The following is a 26084-nucleotide window of genomic DNA, read 5'->3' as shown; positions in this document are numbered from 1 at the left end:
CCTTAATTAATAGGATAAGGTTTGGCAATATTTTCATTGATTAAATATAGAACCTTCCCCTTTACTTTACCATCTACAAATTGAATGTGTAAAAGGTTTTCTTTTTTAATAATGCTCTTCGTTGGTAATGATTGTACCATTTTTTCATGCAGCAATGGCATAATTCGCGATTCAATCTGTTCTTCTGTCAACGTTTCAACTATTTTTTCTCTCGTCTCTATTTTAGCAACACGTATATAACGCGCTAACCATTCAGGCAATGGCAGTGCTTTTATTTCTGTTGGTAGCCCTTCAGGAGTAAACGTAAAATGCCAAGCCTCTGCTGTTACAACTTCGTATTGCACTTCTTGCGGAATTGTAAACTCGCTCTCTAGCCAATAATCTGCATAAACGTCACCAACTGCACCAATTAAAAGCTGTCTTTCCCCTACTAGCATCAGCCCAGATACAAGTGTATCCCCTTTATATACTGTCGTATTTGGCGTTACTTTACGCTCACCACTTTTTATATCAAAATGGGTGATGACACCACTGCTACCAGCAATAAGATGATAATAGCCATCTTTATTTTCCTTCATTTCATTTTTCGGTGCGAGCTGTGGACGGATGGTCATTTTACTTCCTACTTTCGCAACATGCACCCATGAATACTCGCGAAAGTTTTGCATAATGAACTCTCGTACCTCTTGATCTGTCGGTAAGCGTTTTTTTAGAATAGGTGCAGCAAATTCCTTTTGCACTAAACGCTCGATTGCAGCCTTTTGTTCTGGTGTATCTCCTTGTATATCAATTTCCCATATCCAATAATTGCAAAGTAACGGTATGAGCCATAGACAAAGTAAACTAACAATTGTCATCAATCGCTTTGGAAGTAGCTCGTCTGTCGTTAAATAGTGTAACTTCAATTTGACACGATGCTTACTGCGTGCTTTGCGCAATATAGCGATATGCTGGCGAGCCAATTCAAATTGTAGCACTTCTTTTGTCGTACGCACATGATAAATCGGTACATGATGGCTATGTAAATATTGTAGTAAATCATTTGTTTTTTGATTTTTTTGCACCGATACGCGAACACGGCGATAATCAATATTACGCATGCTTTTCAATTTGTAGTGCATGTAATTTTTCACATGATACGGTAAAACCATTTGTCGCCAATACAGTTACAGTAATTTGCTCTCCCTTAATATGCACAACATAATCTTCTATCATACACGAGCAACTCGCATCAGATGCAGCTAGTATGCGATAATTCCCATGCCATTTAAGCAATTTAAAATTGGTCATTTCAAATATTGCAGCCATTTGAAATAATTTTTTCATAAAAAACAGCCTCCCTTTCTCATACTATATGCATTAGAAAAAGGAGGCATGTATAAGATTAATTAGGCATCAACGTAATTGCGTCCAGATTTTCTTCGAGCTAATTGGTAGAAGTGAATCTAAAATTGGCACATCACGTGACATCCGTTGGAGCTTAAACCACATGATGTTAGACATTCAATCGTTGCCACAGAAAGTAGCATACTTAGACTGAGCTCCTTGTATCAAGATGTGTTTTGGCACTCGCTGAAAAGGCCTAAGGCAAGCATTCATCTCGCCATTTATAGAGATAAGGAATTTCTTCTAAAAGAAGTTAACGTACTTGTCGTCGCTTTGCTCTTGGCGGACCTAAAATTTCCGCGGCAACAATTGCCTGAACAAGTGCTTTCTTTGTCGTAGGAGCTGTAAAAACAGCTGTTTCTCGCTCCTTCATTTGCGTCACACGTAGTGATTGTTCAATATTTGGACGTGCTACCGTCTTCTCATAGGTTACTTTTGGTACCTCTACCGTTTCAACAATCGGCTCTATTTTTCGCTCAGTTCGCTCAGTTCGCACTGGCACAACGGGCTTAATTTCTTTCCATTGCTGCTCTACCTCAGCCTTTTTTTGTTCAAGCTGCCCAAAGATTTCACTCGCGAAATCCTCTAAAGACCTAGTTGGTGTTGTCTTGGCTTGGCGTGGCTCACGATTAGGTTTTGATTGCTCATTAAATGGTGGCATGCTTTTCGTGTTTTTGGACTTATCTTTTTTACCGAGCAATGAGGAAATAATCCCAAGCACAATAAGGATAATTAAAGACTCCACTTAAGCAACCTCCCTTCTAACTTAGACGATACACTATTTGTTCTGCGTATTATCATCATTTGTTGATTTCGCAATTGAATCACGCATCATAGTATCCGCTTGAATGTTTTTATAGTTCATATAATCCATAATACCAAGGTTACCTGAACGTAAAGCTTCTGCCATTGCCATTGGTACTTCAGCCTCAGCTTCAACAACTTTTGCTTTCATCTCTTGAACTTTAGCTACCATTTCTTGTTCTGTTGCTACGGCCATCGCACGACGTTCTTCCGCTTTCGCCTGTGCAATATTTTTGTCCGCCTGTGCTTGCTCAATTTGTAATTCAGCACCGATGTTTTTACCTACATCAACATCCGCGATATCAATCGATAGAATTTCAAAGGCTGTACCGGAGTCCAAGCCCTTCGCTAATACAGTTTGTGAAATCAAATCCGGATTTTCTAATACAACAGAGTGCGATGCTGAAGAACCGATTGTCGATACAATCCCTTCCCCGACACGGGCAATAATTGTATCCTCACCAGCACCACCGACTAAACGGTCAAGGTTTGTACGTACTGTAATACGTGCCTTTGCTTTTACTTCAATCCCGTTAATTGCCACACCCGCGATAAATGGTGTTTCAATTACTTTCGGGTTAACCGACATTTGTACTGCCTCTAAAACGTCACGACCTGCTAAATCAATCGCAGCGGCACGCTCAAAAGATAATTCAATATTCGCACGGTGCGCAGCAATTAACGCATTAACTACGCGGTCAACATTACCACCTGCTAAATAATGTGATTCTAACTGATTAATTGTTACTTCAATTCCTGCTTTATGCGCTTTAATTAAAGGGTTAACAATACGCGATGGAATTACTCGACGTAGTCGCATCCCGATTAATGTGAAAATACTTACACGAACACCTGCTGCTAACGCACTAATCCACAGCGTTACTGGAACGAATGTGAAAAAGATAGCTAGGACGATAAAAATAGCAACGATAATTATCGTTAAACCAATTACACCTGCTTCAACAAACATACTATTATTCCTCCGTTTCTTCTGATACTGCTCGCACAACAATGCGTGAGCCTTCTACCTTAATAATTTCTACATGCTTACCAGCATCAATATAACTACCGTCTGACACTGCATCAACGCGCTCCCCATCGATGGAAACAACACCTGCTGGTCTAAACGGTGTCAGCGTTTTACCTTTTTTGCCGATAAGCTCAAGTCGATTGACATTGGACACATAGCCTTCCTCCGTCGTCGTTGCATCCTTTAACACAAGCTTGTTAAACATATGCAATTTTTTGCCAAAGAATTTCATAAGTATCACCATTCCTATAACTGCGATTAACAGCGCAATTAAAATTGAATACCCCATCTGGACAAAATTAGCACCTGCTAAAAGCAAACTTAATACTATTGAAGCACCTCCAATAATACCAACAATGCCACCGGGGACGAAAAATTCCGCAACTATAAGAATTATACCAATAATTAGTAGTAAAATCGATTCATAGCCTGCAATACCAGCAATTAAATGACCAAAGAAAAATAATCCAAGTGCGGACAAGCCCATTACGCCTGCTACGCCAAAGCCCGGTGAATAGAGCTCAATAACTAAACCGAGACTGGCAATCGATAAAAGTATTGGTATAACAATTGGATTTGTCACGATACGAGCAATTTGCTCAGCAACAGTTGGTTCTAAATCAATGACTACACTGTCCGCTAAATTTTCCCGCTCTAACACTTCCTGCAAATTTTTCACAGTGCCGTTTGAGTATTCTACTTTAAGCGCTTCCTCAGCAGATAAAGTAAGGAAGTCTCCCTTCGGTGCCCCATACTCACTCATATCTAGCGATGAATCTGCCATCGCCTGTGCATATTGCGGATCTCGATTTGAGCTTTCTGCTGCTGCAATCATTTGTTTAATCCAAGCACTTTGCGCCTTTAATTCTGCCGCGTTGCCAGCGCTATCCACAACACCTGCTGCACCAATTGTTGCATCAGGCGTCATATAAATACTGTCTGCATTTAATGCGATAAGCGCCCCTGCTGAATGCGCTTTCGTATTAATAAAGGCAATGACTTTCATATCTTCGGATTGCTTAATGATTTTTGCAATATCTTCTGCTGCGTCTGTGAAGCCACCTGGTGTATGTATTTCAAGCACAATCGCTTCCGCACCATGTTCTTTTGCATCTTGGAATGCACGTTGTAAAAAAGCTGTTAAACCTTTTTCAACATTATTTTCAACTGGCACATGATATACTTTGCTCTTAGCAAATGTTTGCGTAGGGAAAGCTAGGACAATTGACAGCATAAGAAGTACTAACCAGCTCAGTATTCGTGTCCTTTTCATGACGTCTCTCCTTTCTAAAAATTTGATTAACTGTTTATACGATTAGTATGCATAAAAGTTTCAAAAAAAGTATAAAAGCATTACTTTAATTTAAGTATAACTTATTTCATATTAATAAGCCTAAAGTGAACCCTTATTTTTTGAAGAGGGGTTTTCAGGTTCTTTTTGCGCTTGCCCTATTTCCTCAAAGATTCCTCAATATTTTGGCAACAAGCAAAAAATGCCTGAAAAGCAGTGCGAACACGCTACTTTTCAGGCAATCACTTAAATATTACGACAAATCTCAAGCACTTGCTCCACAGCTTCTGCTGAATGTTGAAGTGCCTGCTTTTCTTCTGCTGTAAGCTGTAACTCAATAACGGATTCAATCCCATTGCCACCTAATATTGTTGGTACGCCTAAAAATAAATCGTTGTAGCCATACTCACCTTCTAATAGGGCGATTGATGGGATGATTTTACGCTGGTCTTTCATGATAATTTCAACCATTTGCGCACAGGCAGCAGCGGGTGCATAATAAGCACTCCCGTTGCCAAGTAAGCCGACGATTTCACCGCCACCTTTGCGTGTGCGCTCCACAATTTGCGCTAAGCGCTGTGCGGGAATTAGCTTCTCAAGGGGAATGCCACCCGCATATGAATAGCGAATTAATGGCACCATCTCATCTCCATGTCCACCTAACACAAAACCTGACACATCCTCAGGTGCAATTTGTAGCTCTTGTGCAACAAACGCATTAAAGCGTGCGGTATCGAGCACACCAGATTGCCCAATTACGCGGTTTTTCGGGAAGCCAGTTTCCTTATAGCAAACATATGTCATCGCATCGACAGGATTGCTCAATACAAGCACGATACTATTCGGTGCATAACGCTTAATTTGCGCAGATACTTGCTTTATAATATTAGCATTTGTTGTTACTAAGTCATCGCGGCTCATACCGGGTTTACGCGGAATGCCGGCAGTTATAACAACGATGCTAGCACCTGCTATATCCTCATAGTTGCTTGTCCCTTTAACAGACACATTAAATTTCTCTATTGGACCTGTTTGTAGCAAGTCGAGCGCCTTTCCCTTTGTTGGATTTTCAGCATCAGGAATATCTAAAAGTACAACATCGCCTAATTCCTTTTGAGCTAAAAACAAACTAAGTGTTGCCCCTGTGTGCCCGGCTCCAATTACTGCAATTTTATGTTTTTGAAATGGCATTATACTTCACCGCCATTTTCGCTAGGAGCTACCTCTGATGCTTTTTTTGCGCGTGCTGGCGTTGGCTTTTTTTTCGGTGTCTCTGCCCCTTTAATCATTTGGAATACATCCACATCCGGTCGTGGAATAACGTGTGCGGATAACAATTCACCAACACGCATCGCTGCTGCCTTGCCCGCATCAACTGCTGCTTGTACAGAGCCAACATCTCCTTGGACAACGACTGTGACAATACCACCATCTACAAATTCCTGCTTCACAATCGTGACATCTGAAGCTTTAATCATAGCATCTGCTGCTTCTATAGAGCCGACTAGCCCTTTTGTTTCAATCATACCGATTGCACTACTCATTGTCTTCACCTCGCATTACTTCTGTAGAGTCTATAATTCCAATTATGACCGCATCAATTGGCAGTGGATTATCCTTCATAATATAGCGTGACGACCCTCCACTTGTAATAAGAACATCATCACCTATACCTGCGCCAATGCGGTCTGCAGCTACAAGTTCAGTTCGTATTGGCTGTTGGTTTGAATCAATTGGTTGAACGATTAATAATTTTAAGCCATTTAACCCTTCTTCCTTACGTGTAGCCCAAACATTCCCAATCACTCTTCCCATTTGCATTTGCTCACCCTCTATTCTGCATTAGCTAAGCCATTTATTCTTTATGAATCGTTAACGTTTTATTTAATTCCCGAATTTTGTCATATGCCAATGCTGTCACAATCGTCTTTTTAGAAACAATGATTTCTTGCTCTGTTATTGCAGCTACATCTACTTGCGATAATAACCTTTTCGTGAAGTGATAGGCTGACTGCTGTTCAGGTATTTGGTTAACTGGCTGAGCAACCTGCGTCTCCCCTCGCTCAAGCGTTGGGCCTTGAACGATTTCAGCTAAAGCTCCTTGCTTTATGAAGCCTGCATTTGCCTCATCCGTATCAATATGCATTTCCAAACGGTAACGCTCCGACACGCGAATCATCACATCCGATAAAATAATTGGTCGAATGCCCGCAAGCTTTATTTGCACGCTTTGTCCGTCCGTCACGCCGAGGCGAACGCTATCAGTTGGCGTCATATGAATATGAGCTTTCGCAACAATTAGCCCTTCCTTCAACACCACACTTCCTTTTGGACCGATTAAGGTAATGGGACTTGAACCCTTTATATCACCAGAAATGCGCAGGGGAGGTGTTAAGCCTAGTTTAATAGCATCAGTAAAGCTAACCTCTACTTGAGATAAAGAGCGAGCCGGACCTAAAATTCTTACCCTTTCAATCGAGCCCTTTGGTCCAGCAATAACAACTGTTTCCTCTGCTGCAAACTGACCTGGCTGCGAAAGCTCGAATTTCGGTGTAAGCTGATAGCTCTTGCCAAATAGCTGCTCAACCTCAGCCTGTGCTAGATGAACATGTCGTGCTGATACGCCAACTGGAATTTTATCATCGTGCTGCTGAAGGGAAGGCTGATTTTTCAACACTTGCTGTAGCACTTCTTCCACAATTTTTTGCACTAAATTTTCCTGCATCCAACCTCCTCCTCCTTACTTCATTGTTTTTATAATTGTTCCTTTTGCTTGCTGCTCAATAAAGCCTGCATTTGCTTCATCTGTATCAATATGCATTTCAAGGCTGAAATCCTTTGAGACGCGAACGACCACACCACGCAATGTAATAGGGCGCTTGCTTTCAACCTCAACGGTAACAACTTCATTGTTTTCTACATTAAATTCCTGCGCGTCTTGCTCTGTCATATGGATATGTGCTTGTGCAATAATGGCACCTTGCTTTATTGTAATGGATTTGTCGCCATTGCTAATTTTTATACTTGCTGAATTTTCGATATCGCCTGACTGTCTTAAAGGCGGATTTAAACCCAATTTCACCGCATCCGTTTGGCTAATTTCTACTTGTGTTGCTGGTCTGACAGGTCCAAGTATACGCACATTATGAATAGCTCCTTTTGGTCCTTCAATCGATATTCTTTCCTTCGCAGCATATTGCCCCGGCTGTGAAAGGTCAAAATCTTTTGTTAATGTGGCATCGGGTCCGAAAAGTGCTTGTAAATCCTCTTCACACACATGTATATGACGTGCCGAAATCGCTACTGGGATTGCTTTTGTCACTAGGCTCACGCGAGTCACCTCAATTCATTTATACTAATACGCGCCAAGGCGTAATTGCGTCTAGATTTTTTCACGCTAACCAGTGGAAGTTAACCTAAAACTGTCACGTCCTATGACATCCACCAGAGCTTAGGCCAACACGATGTTGGTCACTCAGGTATGCGATATACTTTGACTGAGTTCCTATGATTCAGCGGGTGTTTGAACACTCGCTGAAATCGGTCTAATACTTGCATTCATCTCACCACCTCTAGAGGTGATGAATTCTGTACCTGTCATTACGCTATCGGTACAAAAACGTGTGTTCCTGCGGTTACTCTTCACAGTAAACATTGCTGAAAGACGTTAAACCAGCTAATAAAGGCTGTCTGGAAAGTTTTGCTTTCGTCCGCTTTCTAGACAGCCCCAGCCTGTATCGTTGAATGAACTATGCGTCGAGCTTTGGTAAAATTAATTCTAATTCATTATGTGGACGTGGAATTACGTGTACTGATAATAATTCGCCAACGCGCTCTGCAGCCGCCGCACCCGCATCTGTAGCCGCTTTTACTGCACCAACATCACCACGCACTAATACCGTAACAATTCCACCTCCAACATGTACTTTCCCTACTAAATTAACGCTTGCCGCCTTTACCATTGCGTCTGCTGCTTCAATTGCTCCTACAAGTCCTTTTGTTTCTACCATTCCTAAAGCTGTACCTTCTCTGTTCATTTGTCATTCCTCCAATTAGTTGTTTTGTAATGTAATTTGTTTTAATACTTGATCAACAATTTGCTGCACCATATCAGCATTAACTTCTCCTGCTTGGGCAACCTGCTTTTCTACAATCGCCTCTAGCGGCTCGTACTGTGGTTCTGGCACAGTTACATCTTTCGTGCCGTAAGCCATACGTTTAATATTGATTAAATGCCTTGCTGTGACATTGTCTGATGTAATATTGCCACCAAACGTCCCACAGCCTAGCGTGAAGGATGGTGCTAATCCTGTTGTTCCTCCCACTGCGCCAATAGATGATAGAGTGTTAATAACAATGCGTGATACTGGCAGTTCAACTGCGAACTGCTCCGCCAACGCTGCATTTTCAGTATGAATTGAGCATGTATGTCCACGTCCGCCAATATTTAACAAATCAATCATTACTTGCTTTGCCGCTACGCTATCCTTTACAGTATAAAGGGCAAAAATTGGCGATAATTTTTCAAGTGAAAACGGAATTTCTTTTCCTACTTTTGTTTCTAAACCGATAAGTACCTTCGTACCGGATGGCACTGTAATGCCTAATAAGTCAGCCAAACAAGCCGCTGATTTTCCAACAATTTTAGGGTTGACCTTGCCCGGTGTAGGAGAAATGAGCTTCTCCATTTTTTGCTTTTCTTCCGCTGTTAAAATATAGGCTCCCTTTTTCTGAAGCTCTGTAAGTAATCGCTCCGAAACTGATTCATCAACAATAATCGCTTGCTCCGTTGCACAAATCGTTCCGTTATCAAATGATTTACTTTGCACTAAATGCTGTGCTGCCTTAGCAATATTGGCTGATTTTTCAACGTAGGCTGGTACGTTTCCTGGTCCAACACCATATGCGGGCTTACCTGAGCTATAGGCAGCCTTCACTAATGCCCCGCCACCTGTTGCTAAAATTAAATTGATTTGTGGATGCTTTAATAATTGCTGTGTTGCGTCCATGGAGGCCATCGTTAAGCATTGTAACAGGCCCTCTGGTGCACCCGCTTGCTCGGCCGCGATTCGGCAAACATCTAAAGCCTCCGCTGTACATTTCACAGCATACGGATGTGGGCTTAAGACAAGTGCATTTCTCGTTTTTAATGAAATCATCGCCTTGAAAATAGCCGTTGATGTGGGATTCGTCGTTGGTACGATACCTGCAATTACGCCGAATGGACTTGCGATTTCAGTAACCTTTGCAGCACGGTCATAGCCAACGATACCTACTGTTTTTAAGTCTTTAATATCTTCATAAAGGTCTCTTGAAGCTACTTCATTTTTTATTTTTTTATGATTAGGAACGCCCATGCCTGTTTCTCTGACAGCCATTTTCGCAAGTCGGTCCGCCTCTTTAAAAGCTGCATCGGCTACCGCTTTGACAATTTGGTCTACTTGCTGCTGTGAAAATTGCATATAGGCTGCCTGTGCTTCACTTGCTTTTTTCACCGCATCACGCATTTCCTGTATTGCTAATAAATCTTTGTCTAATGTAGGCACTCACGTCGCCTCCTTTCTAGCTTATTGGATTTCTTGCCAAGTTTTCGATGGCTTCTTTAAATGCATCGGCTGCTGCTTGGCAAGATGATTGTGAGCCACTTAATAAGCCGCCCCCAAAGTTTGTTTCAGACGGAGGTCCGAAAAATACTTTTAGCTCAACATCTGCCGCCTTTAAAGCTGCATCTAGACCTACTACTGCTTCAAGTGGCGGGGCAATCAAGTAAGCAATTGCTGTGCCAACCTCCACTCCTGCCTGCTCCGCAAGATATGTGCCACAGCTTGCCACCGTATGCGCAAATAGGGCATGTCCGTCATTTCCTAAAATAGCTTCAAAATAGGTGTCGAATTGTACTTTTTGTTCAATCGCATCAAGCCCACTTCGCACCTCATCTGGGGAGCTACCAGCAATGATGCCAATCACCTCTCCTGATAACGGACCCGAGGCATGAGCTGCTCCTGCATAAAAGCTTTTTGCGTAGACAACATCGACATCTGCTTTTTTCGTCGCTTCATCAAACGCTACATAGCCAACATCATCAATTGTTAATGTCACAAGCCCTAAGCTTTTTTGATGGGGCTTTAGTGAGAACTGTTCAGCAAGCTCCTGATTGACGCGTGGAATAATTTGTAGCGCCAAAATTTCAGCCATTATTTTTTGAGGATTCATCTGCTTACCTCCTAGCTTTCTTTCTCGACAAGCGCTACACCACTTGCCTTGTGTTGTAAAATTCTTTGCACAACTGTTCCTAAATAAGCGCCAGCCTCCAAAGGCGGGATGCCCCCTTTGTGAATATTAGAAATAACCATACGCTCTGCTTCAACAGTACCGATTCGTGGCTTGTAGCATAAATAAGCACTCATCGACTCCGCAGAGACAAGCCCTGGCCGCTCACCAATTAAGTACACAATTACTTCAGACTGTAAAATTTCGCCGATTTCATCCATTAAGGCTACACGCCCTTTATCAATGTAAAACGTCGTACCAATTTCGATATTCAAATTAGTCAAGCTTTGCTGTAATGATAAATAGACATCCATGACGTTTTCCTCAACAGCACTTGCACTTAAACCGTTGGAAATAATAATTTGTACTTGTGGGTTGCTTTTACAATTCGCTTGAATAAATTCTTTCGATTCATCGGACAGTCTGCGTCCTAAATCAGGTCGCGTAATATATTCCTCTTTATCTGTTACTCTCGTAGTTACTGTAGATACATTTAATTTTTGCAGTAGCTCCTCAGATACTTCACCGTAAACAGCGTCGACTGCCGCTGCATGGTCGAGGCGGAATTTTAACCATGTTTTCGTTTTTGGCCTTGTCCCCGCTCTGCCGACACCAATTCTTGCAGGTGTATGCTTGCGGGCTGCCTGCACACTTTCAGAAGGGCTATCTGCTTCAAATTGAAAGACTTTTGCTTGCGCATTTGTTAAATTTCCTTCTTCATTATCCATTGGCAATACTTGTTCTCTTGCTGGCGCGTTGTTGTACAGCTTGATTAACGAACTATCAACCGGCGATGTCTCAGGCGTTTCAAGAAGACGAAATGTTGCATTATTTTGCGCTGCTTCAGCTACTTGCTGTGTTACTGTTTTGCCATTCATTTTCTCCATCACAAGCTGTGTGATTTTGGTTACTAATTCCTCATTCAAGTGATCCACCTACCTTTCAAACAGCGATATATCGCCTGCTCTTGAAGAAAGACGACCGTTTTCATAAATGCCCATTTTCTCTAGCCAAGCTAAATAGGCTGGTGCGGGTGTTTTCCCTAAAGTTTGCAGCAATGTCGCTACATCATGATAGCTCATCGATTGATAATTCAGCATGACATCATCTCCCATTGGCGCAGCAATAATAAAATTGACGCCAGCAGCAGTTAATAGCACACTTAAATCCTCAACATCATTTTGGTCTGCTTTAATATGGTTCGTGTAGCAAATATCCACACCCATCGGTAAACAATGCATTTTACCCATGAAATGGTCTTCAAGCCCTGCTCGAATTACTTGCTTATTGTTGTATAAATATTCCGGACCAATAAATCCTACAACCGTATTGACGATGTATGGATTAAAATGACGAGCAAAGCCGTAATTACGCGATTCAAGCGTTAGTTGGTCAACACCGTAATGCGCCTCGGCTGAAAGCTCGGAGCCTTGCCCTGTTTCGAAATAAAATAAATTCGGACCAGTGCCTGTGCCCTGCTTTTTAATTAATGCCTCAGCCTCACGAATCAAATCAGCGGAAATACCGAAGGAACGGTTTGCGATTTCTGTGCCGGCAATACTTTGGAAAATCATATCTGCTGGTGCACCTTGCTGAATGGCCTTCATCTGTGTCGTAATATGTGCTAGCACACAGTTTTGTGTTGGAATATCCCATTCATTGATAAAGTTTTTTGTCGCATGCAATACTTTTTTTACACTTTCGACTGAATCATCTACTGGGTTAATACCGATAACTGCATCACCAATTCCGTAAGACAAGCCTTCCTTCAAGGAGGCGATAATTCCATCGATATTGTCTGTTGGATGATTCGGCTGTAGGCGTGATGCCAATGTACCCTTATGCCCGATTGTAATATTACATGTTGATAAAACTTCTACTTTATTGGCTGCATGTACAAGGTCTAAATTGGACATAAGCTTTGTCACAGCCGCAATGATTTCGGAATTCATTCCTTTGCTCAGACGCTTTAACTCTCGGTCGCCTGTATCATTCGATAAAATATATTCACGCAGTTGCTCAATGCTCCAATTTTTAATTTCTCCATAAATTTGCTCATTGACATCCTGCTCGATGATGCGTGATACTTCATCATCCTCTGGAATAAGTGGGTTTTCTCGAATATCCTTTATTAATAATTCGCTTAATACAGCCTTCGCTGCGATGCGCTCCTGCACCGTTTCGGCTGCGATTCCCGCGAGACGGTCGCCTGATTTTTCTTCATTGGCCTTCGCCATCACATCTTTCAGCGATTTAAAATTATATTTTTCTCCACCCAATATAACTGATAAATTCACGTCCATCCTCCTTTACTGTGAGTGGAATGCAAGTGTTTTGACAACAACAGGTACTACGCCAGATGGCAGCACTTCCCCGATGTCGATATAATCACCTGTTTCTACCTTAATTTGGTCAATGCAAATAATTGGCACTTCCTTATTAATTGATTGAATCGTCTGACCAATTACTTTAGCGTAATCCGATTGAATAATTAAAATAATCGGTATCGTGCTCCTTGAGGTGAATTGCTGCAAAATGACTTGGCATAGCTCATGTACATCTTGAAAGCTCAAATATGGTAGCTGGCTAAAATAGAGCGCATAAGGCATAGGGCTTTCTTGCACAGAAAAAAGTGTATTTGCCTGTGCGACTGCATTTGCAACAATGCTGTTAATATTAGCCATTGACGCATGCATATTACACTGGAAAACAGGCACATTTTTTAATGGTAAGACAGCCGCATCAACCTGAATTGTCGCCCCACTAATATCGGTTGTTTGTGTACCTGCTCCCGTCACAGTAGCTCGTGCCGTTTCTTCTGGCTTTATCCATAAAAATGATTGCAGCCCTACATGCTGTTGCAACGCTTTTGCTAATCTTTCACCGATATCGTCATATTGGCGCATGGAGCAATTATCCTCGTAAATACAAGCGGCTACACCACCTGAAAAAACGACAGCCTCTACTTGCTTTGACCAATTTGGTAAATGCCCTAATAATAACGGATGTTGCGCATTAGTTAATTGACCTGTTAGCACATGTGCAAGCACTGTGACCATTTCCTCTATACACTTGGCAATGCGCGGGTCATTTGCTGCATCACCAATTTTTAAAGGGTTATCCCAGCGCTGCATCAAACGTTCTAAAGGTGGTGAGATAGAGTGGATGACGCCATTTTGAAACTCTAATAATCTGCCACCGATATGCAATGTACATGTGCCTATTACTTCTCCATACTGAACGACTGCAATATTTGCAGTACCCCCACCAATATCAATATTGGCTATCACTTTTCCCGTTTTCTTTGATTGCTGTACGGTACCCGAGCCCTTTGCCGCAATAATGCCTTCTAAGTCTGGACCAGCAGTAGCTACTAGAAAATTTCCTGCACTATCTGAAATAGTATGCACTACCTCACTCGCATTGTGTTTCGTTGCCGATTCACCTGTAATAATAATTGCACCTGTTGAAATGTTTTCTGGCAACACATTTGCTAGTTGGTATTGCTGAAAAATAAATTGTTGTATTTTTTCCATATCAATTACATCTTTGCTTTTAAAGGGCGTTTTAATGATGGGACTTTGATGTACGAGCTTTTTCTCAATAATTTCAATACGTGGCACATGTGTTAACCCTGCTACATTGCGTAATAAGAAGCGGCTAACGACCATTTTTGTTGTACTCGTACCAATATCGATACCTGCACTCAAAATTTCTTCTGTTGTCAATTCACCCTTCCCCCCATTCACGGTTCGCAATATTCGAGATAAGGACTTGCACTATCTAACACAAATTGTTTAATTGCTGCTGTGTCATTTAATTCAATTAGCGGTGCAATAAACTCAATTCCTCGTTTTTCTAGTGCAGATGTTTTAACAATCGGCCCTCGCATCATTACATTTTTCAATAAGCTTGTTGCTCGCTCCGCATCAGCCTGTGGATGGTCAATTTTTGTAATGACACCGATTTGTATTTTTGGAATACCCAAGCTAAATTGTGGCGGAAAAACAGTGCGAGAGGAGGTCGCATCTTGCAAATAAATTACATGTGTTACCTCTAACGATGTCGCCATAATATTCCTGTAATACAATGGATTTTCAATATATTCCCCCGGTGTATCTACAATCCAATCCTCGTAGACAAGTGCCTGCGTCTTATTTGCTGAGCTATTTTTTCCTAATAACGCATTCATTAGCGTCGACTTTCCAGCTTGAACGCCACCTATAATCATCACGCGATTTTTCATATGGGCACTCCTATGATTTCGTAATTCGTGATGGTGTGTAGCCTAAGCTTTCAGATAAAAATCGATTGATTTCAATCATCGCCATTTCCACTTCTGATACGCTGCCAACAATAACAAGACTCCCTGTAAAACGGTCTAGAAAGCCAAGACGGACATTGGCAGATTTCGTTGCCAAATCTCCTGCAATAATCACTGTTTCACTTGGTGTACAAGTCATAATGCCTAAAGCACCTGCCTCCTGTATACCTAATTTTTGAAACATATCAGGATCTGGGTTCGCAATTAAATGACTCAATGTTAGTTGTTTACCAGGCACAAACTCCTGTATAAATCGTTTTTTCTCCTCGCCCACACCACTCACTCCTTACTATTTTTTACTTAAGTTAAATACTCATTTTCTTTAATTACGCCAGCTTTACGGTCTTCCTGCTCTAGTTTTAAAGCAGTTGGTACTGATAGCTTGTACGCTAAGTAAATCGCGATAATACCCGCTAATAATTTACCAACGATAACTGGTAAAATAATTGTCGGCTGGAAGTTTGCCGTAAACGATAAATGGTCACCTAGTAGGAATGCGGAACAAACACCAAATGCGATATTAATAACTTTATCTTTTGGCGGCATATCACGCACAAGTGTAAACATCGCTAAAATATTAGCTACTGTTGCTAAAAGACCCGCGCTTCCCGCTGATGATAAACCAAGCTTGCCGCCAACAGCTTCCAATGGTTTTGATGCATATTTTCGAATCAAATAAACCATTGGGAATGCACCCGCTAACATAATTCCTATATAACCGGCTGTTTCTAATGCTCGGAATTGGTCAGCTTCGTCCGCCATAATTGGGTCAAAGCCCCATGCGCCAAAGATTGTTGAGAAAAGACCTGTGAAAATTTCGACAATTGAGAACACAAGCACTAATTTAATTCCAGCATCCATAATGCGTCCAAATAACATAAAGCCTGTAATCATCGCATTTGGAACGAGCTTTAAACCAAGTGCAATTAAAATAACGAAAATAAATAACGGCAGTAAATTAATTAAAATTTGTAACACAGAAATTGCAAACACATATGTAGGTGCCTCTGTTGTGCTAATAATTTCACGAACTTCCGTATTGAATGTCACAATCATAATAGACGAAATAAATGCACCAATCGGTATCGTTAAAACTCCAGCCATAATACCTAACGCCATATACTTATGGTCACGTTTGTCTAACATTGCAAGTCCCATCGGAATGGAGAATACAATCGTCGCCCCTGACATAAAACCAACAACTAATGCCATTACCCAGCCTTCATAGGATGTTTTCAAGGCATTTGCTAGCTGATAACCTCCCATATCTGAGGCTAAAATGGTTGTTGCTGCAATCGCTGGATCCGCACCAATCATTTCGAAAATGGGGCTAATAAAATTACTAATAAACCAAGTTAAATATGGAATGGACGCCATAATACCCGCTGCAGGCACGAAAATGTGACCTACCGTATGCATACCATTCATGAACTCTTTTCCAATCCCATACTCCGCATCTCGGATTGCTCCGATTGCGCCTAATACTGCACAAATCATAATAATATAAACGATGACCGTTCCTATCATTTCCATAGACTCATACACCCCTTTATTGTTTTATCTATATAAAAAAGGCGCTTAAAGAAAAATACTTTTTCTTTAAGCGCCTTTGCTTAGCTATTTACTTGTTGGGTATTGATAATTTGCTGTGCGATATGCACCATTTCCTGCTGTGTCCGCATACTCTCATTGCGGATTTTTTTGTAAGCCTCTTCTTCGCTAATATTTTCTAGCTGCATGAGCAATCCCTTAGCTCGCTCAATGACTTTACGTTTTTCCATCTGATTTTGAACCTGCTGTAGTTGCCCACTTAAACGGTCAAACTTCTCAATTTGATGAAAAGCGACTTCCAACGCTGGTAGTACATTTTTCTCTGAGAAAGGTTTCATCACATAGCCAAGTACATTATCTTGCTTCATGTATGATAGCAATTCTTTTTCACTATATGCCGAGATAAAAAGAATTGGTATTCCAAACTGCTGCTCAATAATTTTACTTGCTTTTAGACCATCTAGTTTTGGCATTTTAATATCCATCAGTATGAGGTGCGGTTTGTGGAGATAGGCTAACTCAATCGCTATTTCTCCATTTTTCGCATGTGCTACAACCTCATAGCCATTATCTTCTAAAATATATTGTAGGTCAATTGCAATAAGCGATTCATCTTCAACAATCATTACTTTCCTAGTCATTTAGAATAAATACCTCCTCACATACAGGAAACTGAATTTGAGTATGTGTACCTCTATCGCTAGGGATAATCGTAAATGTACCCGCTAGGTCATATTCGACAAGCCGCGTAATAATTTCCATTCCTAATGATGGCTTCGCTTCATGCATACCGACGCCGTTGTCGGAAATATGGAGCGAAATAACCGAATTATCTTGATAAAAGTGAATATTTATTAAACCTTCCTTACGACCTATAAAAGCATATTTCAATGCATTTTGCAATAACTCGCTAATAATTAGTGCAAGCGATACCGCTTTTTTAGAGTGACAAAACAGTTGTAAATCATTATGATGCACTCTTAATTGAATATCAGCGCTATGTGCTGTGTCAATCATTTTGTCACCAATTTTTCTAGCTAGTGCAATGACATCTACCTTTTCTTCTGCATTGTCCTCATTTTCTAAAATGAGTTCATAGACAGAGGAAATGCTATAGATCCGATTTAAAGCTTCTTGAAAGGCCACTGTATGTGATGCTGATACCGCATTGCGCATTTGCAGACGGAGTAAGCTTGTGACCGTTTGCAAATTATTTTTCACACGATGATGAATTTCACGAATGGCGAAAGTTTTCATCATTAGCTCATTTTCTTTCAATTTCAGCTCGGTCAAATCATGAATGATTAAGAGCGTCACCTTTTCACTTTGATTGCGAATAGGAATTTTCTTGACAATAAATGATTTTCCATCAATCGTAATTTCAATGAAAAAGACATCGTCGTCTTTATCATATATTTCTTGAAGAAATGGAAAAATCTCATTTAACGCAATATTATCAAACGAATCACGTCCTGATAACTCGGATATAAAACGATAGCCAGCAGGATTTGTATAAATCACTTTATTTTCATGATTCGTTAAAATAATTGATTCTACTAGCAAGTCTGAAACGACAGGAACTGGTTGAAAATCAGGCTTCACAATATGCTCAATCAATGCAAAAGGCATTTGCTGCACAACTTCATCGTTTTGCTCCTTTACTGCCATCCGCTTTTCCTTAATTAAGACAGCAATCACTTGCTCATCATCATTAAAAATGGGAATGACGTGTTGCTCAACCGTAATTCCTTCCTGTGTAATTGCCCTAGACACAGAAGCCCTTTCACCTTTTCTAAAAGCAGAAAATACCGCGGGTTCAAAGCTTTCAAAAACAAGCTTGCCAATGACCGATTGCTCATATAAATTATTTTGCTTTTTAGGGAATGCCTCTGCCACGACAATTGCGTGTGACTGCTCCTCAACGAGACAATCGATGAACATATAGCATTCTGCCAATTCAGCATAATACGCTAGTGTCGTTTCTAGTTGCTGCAACTTTGCAATATCTGCCGTTGATAGACTCGTATATTTTTTGCAAAGCTTTTCGATATTTGACAGGCCCAAAACCCCCTGTTACAAAATACACAAAATTGTGCTGAATTTTTGTCATTATTATAACCATAATACTATACATTTTTCAATAATAATTTATTTTTTACGAGCAAAAATTGTGCATTTTTAAGAAATTTATAGATTTATCTAACAATAAAATTACTTTTTTCGAAAGCAAAACACCCCAATTTTTACAATGTAAAAATTGGGGTGTATCATTGTTGTCTGCTCAGTGAATCATAAAATTGCGTGTTTTGAACGTAGGGATTTTAGGAAAAAATTACCACTTACGTTTACGTGCAGCTTCTGATTTCTTTTTACGTTTTACGCTAGGTTTTTCGTAGAACTCGCGCTTTCTAACTTCTTGAATTGTACCACTTTTTGATACAGTACGTTTGAAGCGGCGAAGAGCATCTTCAAGCGATTCGTTTTTTCGAACGACAGTTTTTGACATCTCTCTTTCCCTCCCTCCGAACACACGTCAATACAACACTAATAAAATCCTTAGTGTGTACTAAAAAATTATAACGCAAGATTAGCAGTCAGTCAATAAAAACTATCACATTTCAATTACGTCTCGGCATAATTATACCCAGATTTTTTCGAGCTAACAACCTAAAACCGTCATGTCCTATGACACCGGTTAACTGACCTGCATCACGCAGATCTCGCTTCAAAATCTGTGATATCTACCCTCTTTTCAGCGTGCGGCAGGGCGCTTAATAGTTAGTTTCAGAAGTTAAACCATTCATAATTGCAACGCCAGAGCTCGCTCCAATACGCGTTGCTCCGTGCTCAACCATTTTTTTCATATCTTCTAAACTACGAACACCACCAGAAGCTTTTACACCTAAATCTGGTCCTACTGTTTTGCGCATTAAAGCAATATCTTCCGCTGTTGCACCTGCTGTTCCAAAGCCAGTTGATGTTTTTACAAAGTCTGCACCTGCTTCAACAGATAATTGGCATGCTTTCACCTTCTCTTCGTCTGTTAAGAAGCATGTTTCAATAATCACCTTCACAAGCGTTCCATTTGCAGCCTCTACAACCGCTTTAATATCATTCAACACAATATCATACTCACCATTTTTGAGTGCGCCAATATTAATAACCATATCAATCTCACCAGCACCATTCGCAATAGCATCCTTCGTTTCAAATGCTTTGACCGCTGAAGTCGTAGCGCCTAATGGGAAGCCGATTACTGTACATACTTTCACATCAGTACCTGCTAAAAGCTCCGCACTGTACTTAACCCATGTTGGATTAACACAAACTGAGGCAAAATCATATTGCTTTGCCTCCGCGCAAATTTCCGCAATTTGCCCCCGTGTAGCATCCGCCTTTAATAAAGTATGGTCAATCATTTTTGCATAATTTTGAGTCATGATGATAGCTCCTTTAAAATATATGTTGTACGTACAACTATATCATAGTTTACCCTTGAAAGAGAAATGTTAAATAAAAAAGCGTGAATTTCTTTTCACATACTAAGTCTCACGGGAAAATTCGTTTTAATGCATAATCATTTATTCATTTTAAAGTTAAAAAAAGGGCATTAAAATTAGCTCAATAAAAATACAAAAGATGCTTGCACAGTGGTATTTTAGCTCACTGTACAAGCACCGTTCTAGTTCTATTATTCTTGCGTCAAATGTTTAGACGTAATCGAGCGTTCACAGCTCACAATGTCAGCGGGTGGACCCTCATATAAAATTTCTCCGCCACCGATTCCCCCTTCAGGACCTATATCAATAATCCAATCACTGTGGCGAATTACATCCAAATTATGCTCAATAACAATTACTGTGTTTCCTTTGTCTACAAGCTTGTTCATAATCGTTAAAATTGTCGCAACATCAGACATATGTAAGCCTGTTGTAGGCTCATCTAAAATGTATAGATTCCCTTTTGTCGACATTTCCTTTGCCAGCTTTAAGCGTTGGCATTCTCCACCAGATAATGTATTTAGCGGCTGCCCTAAAGTTAAATAAGACAAACCAACTGTATTTAAGCTTGTTAATTTGCGCTTAATATCCTTCGCCTCAAAAAATTCTACTGCCTCTGCCACTGTCATATCCATTACTTCTACAATATTTTTGTCCTTATACGTATATTGAAGTACTTCCTTTTTGTAGCGTGTGCCATCACATTCAGAGCAAATTACTTCTGCTTTATCCATAAATGACAAATTCAATTCAACTGTTCCAGTACCACCACAGCCCTCACAGCCCCCCGTTGAATTATAACTGAACAAGCCTGCCTCAACAGCGTTTTCATCCGAAAAGGCTTTGCGAATTGAATTCATAACACCTGTATAAGTAACAGGATTCGAGCGACTGTTGGCATGTACAGCACTTTGGTCAATGCGTATCGCTTCAGGATATTTTTTAGCAAACACTTCATGCACTAGCGTACTTTTACCAGAACCAGCTACCCCTGTCACAGCAGTCAATACTCCTACTGGCACACGTAGACTAACGTTTTTCAAATTGTGTAAAGAGCTTGCCTCGCTCTCTAAAAATTCTGCTGCAGGACGCGGATTTGCCTTGACTGTTGCTGCTGATTTTAAATATTGCGCTGTTAATGTATCGGATGTTAAAAGCTCTTCATAGCTACCGCTAAACATAATTTGTCCACCTTTGGAGCCAGCAGCAGGACCAACATCAATAACATGGTCTGCAATTTGGATAACATCAGGGTCATGCTCTACTACGAGGACGGTATTGCCTTTATCACGCAATTTAATAAGTAAATCATTTAAGCGATAAACATCATGTGGATGCAGACCTGTGCTCGGCTCATCAAATATATAAATCAAACCTGTTAAATTACTCGATAAATATTTAACCATTTTGACTCGTTGTGATTCCCCACCTGATAATGTCGGCATTTCCCGCGTTAACGTCATATAGCCAAGACCAATATCGCATAAGCTTTGCAATCTTTCCGTTATACCTCCGACTAATTGCTGTGCGAGTGGTTCCTCAATTTTTTGCAAAGTAGCCATTAACTCATCAAGCTGCATCGCTGTCATATCATAAATGGACAAGCCTAAAATTTTCGAGGATAGCACTTTTTCGTTATAGCGCTTTCCATCACATGTAGGACAGCTACACATCGTCGTAAATTGCTCTAACTTACTCGCCGCAGCCTTTGTCGTATCTTTATCTGTCTTGACATTTTGACGCATAAATTTCACAGCAACGCCTTCGTACGTTGCATTTATTTCACTATTTTGATAGGTAACAACAACTTTTTGTGGCTCCGCATACATTAATTGATGTAGCTCTTCATCTGTGTAATCATTAATTTTTTTATCATTATCGAAAAAGCCCGAGTCAGCATATGCCTTCCATTGCCATGTTCCCGGTCCAAAGCCTGGCAGTAAAATCGCCCCTTCATTTAATGATTTTTCTTTATCTAATGTTGTGTCTATATTCAATGTAATGATTTTCCCAATCCCTTCACATTGTAAGCACATTCCACTTGGGTCATTAAAGGAATAAGCATTTCCATAGCCAACGCTCGGTTTCGCAAAGCGTGAAAATAGCAGTCGCAGCAGCGAATTAATATCTGTAGCCGTGCCTAATGTCGAACGCGCATTGCCACCAAAGCGCTTTTGGTCCACAACAATCGCCGTTGATAAATTATGAATTGCATCTGCCTCTGGGCGACGATATTTCGGTAAAAATGTGCGCACAAAGCTGCTATACGTTTCATTCAATTGGCGACCAGCCTCTTGAGCAACTGTATCAAAAACGATTGATGATTTCCCAGAGCCTGAAACTCCTGTGAAAACAGTAATCTGCCCTTTCGGAATTTGTAGGCTGACATTTTTCAAATTGTTTTCTCTTGCATTGACAATTTCAATATAAGTTTGCTCCATGGAAGTTCCTCCTTTAAATTTAACTTCTTAAGGCTGTCCAAAAAGCCGTGCATAGCCGGCATTTTGGATAGCGGCGATGATGTTTGACAAAAGATTGACTCAACTAAATAGAGAAGAAATCTTTTGAAAGTGAGGTGAATATTGGCTTTAACGGTGTTCACCTTCAATAAAAATAAAGCAATAAAAACCTTTATTTAAATGCGGAGGTGAAATAAAAAAGCTTTTCGGACAACCTCATCATAAGAACTCAGTCTAAGAACATCGCATACTAAGATAACGACTGAGTGACCAACATCTTGTTGCCTATAGCCCCGGCGGATGTCATAAATTTCCAAAAGCAGTTTCCGAGCAAGCTCGAAAAGACCTGAACTAGAGTTAGTCGAGGCATAATTGATTAATCGCTTTCTAACTTTATCGTAAGTTTAAGTAGATGGCAAGATAAGAACTAGAGCTTTAGATTTTGTGTGGATGGTGCGCTATAAAATATATGGAGGATTTTGGCAACCTTGAAATATATCGAAAGCACACGTCCTTCTAAGTGATTTTCATTTCAAGTGAAAAATGGAAAACTCGAGTTATCTAAAAGATAGCCTCGTCTTGCGTAATCAATGAAATGTCAATTTTCACTTATTCACGTTCATAGGGCTGTCCAAAAAGTCGTGCATAGCCGGCATTTTGGACAGGAGCGGTGATGCTTCACAAAATGTTGATTCATATAAACAGAAAATGCCTCTTTTAAAAATGGGATGAACATTGGCTTTAGCAGTGTACTCCTTCAGTAAAAGGGAAGCGATGAAAACATTGATTTCAATGCGATGGCAAAACAAAATGGACTTTTCGGACAACTCCTTTCCAATGAATCTTCTGCTATTCTATCCGAGTGAATTTTTTGAAGAAACATCAACAAAAGCGTCCAAAAAGCCGGCAACTGCACGGCATTTTGGACGCCTTCAATCTCTCATTGTTATTGCATTTGTTCTTCTAGTACGCGGACAAATTGTCCTTCATTATATGGATAGCCCGCTTTTGTAATTTTTACTTTGACAAGCTTACCAATCATCTCTTCTGCACCTTCAAAAATAACTTTTAAATAGTTATCTGTATAGCCAACATATAAATTTTCGTTGTCTGTTTCTTTGAAGCGCTCCTCAGGGATGATGTCCATTACTTCCCCCTCAAAGCGTGATGCATATTCTTTTGCGAGTTGATTGTTTAACTCGATTAAGCGATGTACACGCTCATTTTTAATTTCCTCATCCACTTGATCCTCCATACGTGCTGCAGGTGTGCCTGTACGTTTAGAGTATGGGAATACATGTAATTCCGAAAATTTATGATCACGAATAAAATTATATGTTTCCATAAACTCTTCCTCTGTTTCGCCTGGGAAGCCAACGATAACATCAGATGTCACCGCTAGATTTGGCAATGCTTCAGCCAATTTTGTAATGCGCTCTGCGAAAAATTCCATCGTATATTTACGACGCATACGCTTTAAAACAGTATCTGAGCCTGACTGTATTGGTATATGAAGATGATTGACAACAATTTTTGAATTGCGCAACACTTCAATTACCTCATCTGTTAACTGTGATGCTTCTATTGAAGAAATACGTAGACGCTTTAAACCCTTCACTTGCGATTCCAAATCACGTAATAATTGCGCTAAATTATAGTCTTTAAAGTCTTGTCCATATCCACCTGTGTGGATGCCCGTTAAAACAATTTCTAAATAGCCTGCATCAACTAGTTGCTGCGCTTGGCGAATAACTTCCTGCGGATCACGTGAACGCATTAAGCCACGCGCCCATGGAATAATACAAAATGTACAGAAGTTATTACAGCCCTCTTGAATTTTTAAAGATGCACGTGTACGGTCTGTAAATGCGGGTACATCTAATTCCTCATAGACGCGATTTTTCATAATATTACGAACTGCATTAATTGGCTCACGTTCTTCACGATATTGCTTAATTAAGCCGAGCATTTTATGACGGTCTTGTGTACCAACAACGATATCAACACCCGGTATTGCCATAATTTCCGCTGGCGATGTTTGAGCATAACAGCCCGTTACACAAATAACTGCATCAGGGTTACGGCGTACCGCACGACGTATAACTTGACGTGATTTTTTATCCCCTGTATTCGTTACTGTACAAGTGTTAATGACATAAACGTCTGCCTGCTGTTCGAAGTCGATGCGATTATATTCTTGCTCTTTAAATAATTGCCATATGGCCTCAGTTTCGTAGTGATTAACTTTACAACCTAATGTAGACATAGCCACGGTTTTTCGAAGCTTGTTACTCATATATATCATCCTTTCGAAATTGCTTTATATGTTCAAATTATCAACGTGTTTTATAATAGCATAAAAAAATGAAATGAGCCTAGTTTTTAATTTCGCTCGTTTCTTTTTTTATTTTCTTCCTATTTATATATCCCATCTGAATATGATAATATTATTTCTTTGTTCCATCCTCCATTATAAAATAAGCTTCATAAAGCCTCAAATACTTTCACTGAGAATAGTTCTGATTTCTTCTAGCTCACGTGCGAGAAAAGCCAAAGGAAACATAAGTATGGTTCGATATTAATTCAACTACCTTTTTCAGTAAGGAAATTACCGCTTTACTATCACTTAAATTGCTGGATGACATCAATCGAGCCACAATGTATTGGCTTTTTGTGGAGACAGCTAAATGTCCCTTGAAGCCATACCAGAACGCGTTTTAACCGTCACTATTTTTCTTGATACCCCATTTCGGTTCAATTGGGATATCTCGCCAAAGCATGTTCGCTGGAATCTTTAACTACATCTCTAGCTTCTTTTCGTAAGTCGTTTGATTCAGTTGATAAAACAGAATTGACTGAATGGGCATTACCTGTCCCACTTATCTTATCTGAAAAATAAGCAAGTTGGTAGGGAATGAAAAAAGGTTGGGAAGGTAAAATTCAGGATTAAAATAAAATCACATGATGAAGATAATTTACTAGATTTATAATACCAACCATATTTTGATCATGAATTGTTTATCGAAGAGATTTTATATGCTGGTCCTATAGAATTATTAGGACATGAGAGTATAAATTATAAATTTGTTTATTCAAAAGATGAACGGTTAGTACATGTATCTGATTTGAATCTAGGTGTTTTACGTTATTGGATGGCTTTCTTGGAATCAGTAAGTATAAGAAATCTAAGGGCGGTATTAAATACAGTTTCAGAATTTCAAAAAGTCAATCAGAAAAAACTCTAGAAAATTTTACTTTATTCTTTAAGGATAAGTTCTGGATTCAAACATGGAATAGGCAGTAATGATTTTGAAACAAAAATCAGCTATTTTTTAGAATATGATTTTTAATAAGTTTGAAATTTATAGATATATTTTATCCAATGTTTTTTGAGGATACATTAATTTCAGGCAGAGGAAGAAATATGTTAATTATAGGGCAGAGCAATTATTAATTGTAGATATGGAAG

Annotated in this window: 25 protein-coding genes and 1 pseudogene; all 26 read right to left on the bottom strand. The window is 40.0% G+C overall.

All coding sequences use genetic code 11. From position 1 onward, the window contains the following. Positions 1 to 2: 2 nt before the first annotated feature. Complete coding sequence (locus C9J36_RS05715) at positions 3 to 1121, bottom strand: sporulation protein YqfD (protein WP_161956378.1); 1119 nt, start codon at positions 1119 to 1121, stop codon at positions 3 to 5. Then, positions 1093 to 1326 carry a hypothetical protein gene (locus C9J36_RS05710; protein ID WP_066164039.1) on the bottom strand — a complete coding sequence of 78 codons (234 nt, stop codon included), beginning with the start codon at positions 1324 to 1326 and terminating at the stop codon, positions 1093 to 1095. The genes C9J36_RS05715 and C9J36_RS05710 overlap by 29 nt, the downstream gene beginning before the upstream one ends. A gap of 313 nt (positions 1327 to 1639) precedes the next feature. Beyond that, positions 1640 to 2131: a hypothetical protein gene (locus C9J36_RS05705; RefSeq protein WP_107942480.1), complete on the bottom strand. Its 492-nt coding sequence runs from the start codon at positions 2129 to 2131 to the stop codon at positions 1640 to 1642. Positions 2132 to 2164: 33 nt separating this feature from the next. Further along, the gene (gene floA / locus C9J36_RS05700) at positions 2165 to 3160 is read right to left on the bottom strand and encodes a flotillin-like protein FloA (RefSeq protein WP_066164046.1); all 996 of its coding nucleotides are present in this window, start codon (positions 3158 to 3160) and stop codon (positions 2165 to 2167) included. A 4-nt stretch (positions 3161 to 3164) separates the two neighbouring features. Continuing rightward, positions 3165 to 4493 (bottom strand): NfeD family protein, encoded by a 1329-nt coding sequence (locus tag C9J36_RS05695; RefSeq protein WP_107942479.1) that lies wholly within the window; start codon positions 4491 to 4493, stop codon positions 3165 to 3167. A gap of 264 nt (positions 4494 to 4757) precedes the next feature. Next, the gene (gene mdh, locus C9J36_RS05690) at positions 4758 to 5702 is read right to left on the bottom strand and encodes a malate dehydrogenase (protein WP_066164052.1); all 945 of its coding nucleotides are present in this window, start codon (positions 5700 to 5702) and stop codon (positions 4758 to 4760) included. Beyond that, positions 5702 to 6055 (bottom strand): BMC domain-containing protein, encoded by a 354-nt coding sequence (locus tag C9J36_RS05685; RefSeq protein WP_066164056.1) that lies wholly within the window; start codon positions 6053 to 6055, stop codon positions 5702 to 5704. Before C9J36_RS05685 ends, mdh begins: the two co-directional genes overlap by 1 nt. Continuing rightward, positions 6048 to 6332, bottom strand: coding sequence for a EutN/CcmL family microcompartment protein (locus C9J36_RS05680; protein ID WP_066164059.1), 285 nt, complete (start codon positions 6330 to 6332; stop codon positions 6048 to 6050). The genes C9J36_RS05685 and C9J36_RS05680 overlap by 8 nt, the downstream gene beginning before the upstream one ends. Before the next feature lie 34 nt (positions 6333 to 6366). After that, positions 6367 to 7236: a phosphate propanoyltransferase gene (locus C9J36_RS05675; protein WP_066164062.1), complete on the bottom strand. Its 870-nt coding sequence runs from the start codon at positions 7234 to 7236 to the stop codon at positions 6367 to 6369. 15 nt (positions 7237 to 7251) lie between these two features. Continuing rightward, positions 7252 to 7851, bottom strand: a complete 600-nt coding sequence (gene pduL / locus C9J36_RS05670) for a phosphate propanoyltransferase (RefSeq protein ID WP_430010625.1) — start codon at positions 7849 to 7851, stop codon at positions 7252 to 7254. 409 nt (positions 7852 to 8260) lie between these two features. Further along, the gene (locus C9J36_RS05665) at positions 8261 to 8548 is read right to left on the bottom strand and encodes a BMC domain-containing protein (RefSeq protein ID WP_042478217.1); all 288 of its coding nucleotides are present in this window, start codon (positions 8546 to 8548) and stop codon (positions 8261 to 8263) included. A gap of 15 nt (positions 8549 to 8563) precedes the next feature. Next, complete coding sequence (locus C9J36_RS05660; RefSeq protein ID WP_107942477.1) at positions 8564 to 10057, bottom strand: aldehyde dehydrogenase family protein; 1494 nt, start codon at positions 10055 to 10057, stop codon at positions 8564 to 8566. Positions 10058 to 10073: 16 nt separating this feature from the next. After that, the gene (gene eutL, locus C9J36_RS05655; protein ID WP_066164072.1) at positions 10074 to 10724 is read right to left on the bottom strand and encodes an ethanolamine utilization microcompartment protein EutL; all 651 of its coding nucleotides are present in this window, start codon (positions 10722 to 10724) and stop codon (positions 10074 to 10076) included. A gap of 11 nt (positions 10725 to 10735) precedes the next feature. Next, positions 10736 to 11707 carry an ethanolamine ammonia-lyase subunit EutC gene (gene eutC, locus C9J36_RS05650; protein WP_107942476.1) on the bottom strand — a complete coding sequence of 324 codons (972 nt, stop codon included), beginning with the start codon at positions 11705 to 11707 and terminating at the stop codon, positions 10736 to 10738. A 9-nt stretch (positions 11708 to 11716) separates the two neighbouring features. After that, positions 11717 to 13084, bottom strand: a complete 1368-nt coding sequence (locus tag C9J36_RS05645) for an ethanolamine ammonia-lyase subunit EutB (RefSeq protein ID WP_066164079.1) — start codon at positions 13082 to 13084, stop codon at positions 11717 to 11719. A 6-nt stretch (positions 13085 to 13090) separates the two neighbouring features. Beyond that, entirely contained in the window at positions 13091 to 14509 is a 1419-nt protein-coding gene (locus tag C9J36_RS05640) for an ethanolamine ammonia-lyase reactivating factor EutA (RefSeq protein ID WP_107942475.1), read from the bottom strand. Between the two features lie 17 nt (positions 14510 to 14526). Beyond that, positions 14527 to 15027 carry a EutP/PduV family microcompartment system protein gene (locus tag C9J36_RS05635; RefSeq protein WP_107942474.1) on the bottom strand — a complete coding sequence of 167 codons (501 nt, stop codon included), beginning with the start codon at positions 15025 to 15027 and terminating at the stop codon, positions 14527 to 14529. A gap of 10 nt (positions 15028 to 15037) precedes the next feature. Then, positions 15038 to 15379, bottom strand: coding sequence for an ethanolamine utilization microcompartment protein EutS (gene eutS, locus C9J36_RS05630; protein ID WP_066164095.1), 342 nt, complete (start codon positions 15377 to 15379; stop codon positions 15038 to 15040). Between the two features lie 26 nt (positions 15380 to 15405). Further along, positions 15406 to 16638 (bottom strand): ethanolamine utilization protein EutH, encoded by a 1233-nt coding sequence (eutH, locus tag C9J36_RS05625; protein ID WP_066164099.1) that lies wholly within the window; start codon positions 16636 to 16638, stop codon positions 15406 to 15408. An 80-nt stretch (positions 16639 to 16718) separates the two neighbouring features. Beyond that, entirely contained in the window at positions 16719 to 17297 is a 579-nt protein-coding gene (locus C9J36_RS05620) for an ANTAR domain-containing response regulator (RefSeq protein WP_066164103.1), read from the bottom strand. Beyond that, complete coding sequence (locus tag C9J36_RS05615) at positions 17290 to 18720, bottom strand: sensor histidine kinase (RefSeq protein ID WP_107942473.1); 1431 nt, start codon at positions 18718 to 18720, stop codon at positions 17290 to 17292. Before C9J36_RS05615 ends, C9J36_RS05620 begins: the two co-directional genes overlap by 8 nt. 268 nt (positions 18721 to 18988) lie before the next feature. Beyond that, a complete protein-coding gene (rpsU, locus tag C9J36_RS05610; protein WP_004227078.1) occupies positions 18989 to 19162 on the bottom strand; it encodes a 30S ribosomal protein S21 in 174 nt (57 codons plus the stop codon). Between the two features lie 265 nt (positions 19163 to 19427). Further along, positions 19428 to 20096 carry a deoxyribose-phosphate aldolase gene (gene deoC, locus C9J36_RS05605; protein WP_066164108.1) on the bottom strand — a complete coding sequence of 223 codons (669 nt, stop codon included), beginning with the start codon at positions 20094 to 20096 and terminating at the stop codon, positions 19428 to 19430. A gap of 251 nt (positions 20097 to 20347) precedes the next feature. After that, on the bottom strand, positions 20348 to 22597 hold the full coding sequence (locus C9J36_RS05600; protein WP_107942472.1) for an ATP-binding cassette domain-containing protein: 2250 nt from the start codon (positions 22595 to 22597) through the stop codon (positions 20348 to 20350). 964 nt (positions 22598 to 23561) lie between these two features. Further along, positions 23562 to 24911: a tRNA (N(6)-L-threonylcarbamoyladenosine(37)-C(2))-methylthiotransferase MtaB gene (gene mtaB / locus C9J36_RS05595; protein WP_107942471.1), complete on the bottom strand. Its 1350-nt coding sequence runs from the start codon at positions 24909 to 24911 to the stop codon at positions 23562 to 23564. Positions 24912 to 25188: 277 nt separating this feature from the next. After that, a pseudogene (locus tag C9J36_RS17480) lies at positions 25189 to 25413 on the bottom strand (IS5/IS1182 family transposase); the annotation flags it as partial. Between the last annotated feature and the right edge of the window lie 671 nt (positions 25414 to 26084).

This window comes from Metasolibacillus fluoroglycofenilyticus, assembly GCF_003049645.1.
GTDB classification, from domain to species: domain Bacteria; phylum Bacillota; class Bacilli; order Bacillales_A; family Planococcaceae; genus Metasolibacillus; species Metasolibacillus fluoroglycofenilyticus.
Note: the sequence above shows the minus strand (reverse complement) of the source record. Positions and strands in the feature narration are given on the sequence as shown.